At 44.3% G+C, this 1,517-nt stretch carries 1 protein-coding gene; it reads right to left on the bottom strand.

Translation table 11 applies throughout. The features are described from left to right. Window positions 1-86: 86 nt before the first annotated feature. Entirely contained in the window at window positions 87-1,409 is a 1,323-nt protein-coding gene (locus tag Cyrtocomes_RS06005) for a type IV secretion system protein (protein ID WP_322498280.1), read from the bottom strand. Window positions 1,410-1,517: the final 108 nt, after the last annotated feature.

The raw sequence follows: 1,517 nt of genomic DNA on the forward strand, positions 1-1,517 counted from the left end.
AATCGACGCTTAGCATTACGATTTGAGAAATCCGATCTCTCTTTCCTTGCCTTTATAGCTTTAGCATCTATTAAATACAACCTTTGTTAACAGTGCCTAGCATTTATGGGCTGATCAACAGCATCATACTTTATATCACCATCTGCTGGCTTATCCCGCACCTCTATATTCTCATCTTTAGGATCATCTTTAGGATCTTGAGGATCCCCCCTTGGATCATGTAGACCATCCTCAACCCCATCACTCCTTTCTTCCAGACGATCATCTTCAGGAATCTTGGAATCAGCACCTCCATCTTCAGGGATCTTAGAATCAGCCACATCATCTTTATCATCCAGTTCATCCTTTAGAGCGTCATCCCCCCTAGCTTCTGCTTGAGGCTCGGAATCGCTATTACTCCTTGGATCATATAACTGATCACCATCCATTACTACATCCCCTGGAACGGCCTGTTCTTGAGGCTTAAGATCACCTTCTTTGCTATCATTTCGTTGCTCATTGAGCAGCTCGCTTTCGACCTGATTATCATCGCGCTTAGCGCCATCTTCCAGCCCATCTCCAGGCTCAAGCTTATCTCCCGGCTCAGGCTTATCTCCCGGCTCAGGCTTATCTCCCGACTCAGGCTTATCTCCCGGCTCAGGCTTATCTCCCGACTCAGGCTTATCTCCCGACTCAGGCTTATCTCCCGGCTCAGGCTTATCTCCCGACTCAGGCTTATCTCCCGGCTCGGGCTTATCTCCCGGCTCAGGCTTATCTCCCGGCTCGGGCTTATCTCCCGGCTCAGGCTTATCTCCCTGCTCAGGCTTATCTCCTGACCCACTAGCTGCCACTCTTGCAGCCTGCTCCCTTACCCCTCCCCTTGCATGCATTGATGCAGCATCAATTCCCAGCGCGCCCGCAACAACTCCAGCAACATTAGTAATAGGGTTAGAAGCTTGGGCTATAGATGTAAGGTCCATGGTACTAAAGCTACCGGTTGCAATTATAGAAGCAATACTTGATGCGAAAGAGCAGAATGCATACATACCCTGCACCAACACCAAAAATGCCAGAGCTACCATAAATGGCATTGGTGAAGTAAACGCATCATCCGGCGGAGTATGAGCCCCTAATAGATGTACATAACCTGGTAATATACAAATATCCACAACCTCTGGTATAAAGAAACCTAATAAACAAGTTTTACAGGCAGTGAACCCCAAGGTAATATGTAGAAGAGCAATAATTAATGTAATAAATATAGTAATGGATATAAAGACCAATATGGGCTGCATCATGAATGAGATTAACTGCTTTACCCATGAATCAAAAATTGACTTTGTATAACCAAATAACATTAATGTGATAAATATCGGGGAAAGCATCAATAAAATCCCAATTCCTATTAATGATGTAATATACAGCATCATCGCTTTTCCTAGGCACTGTTAACAAAGGTTTTGCCAAATAATGGAAAAGATGCAATATTATATTGGAGGCGATAAATATGGTATTTAGATGGATAAAAGGTTGTTTCC

It is taken from the genome of Candidatus Cyrtobacter comes, from assembly GCF_034470605.1.
Lineage (GTDB): Bacteria > Pseudomonadota > Alphaproteobacteria > Rickettsiales > Midichloriaceae > Cyrtobacter > Cyrtobacter comes.

What these genes read in the sequence shown, in the direction of transcription:
- Cyrtocomes_RS06005 (WP_322498280.1), bottom strand. Translation starts at nt 1,409, where the DNA reads ATGATGCTGTATATTACATCATTAATAGGAATTGGGATTTTATTGATG.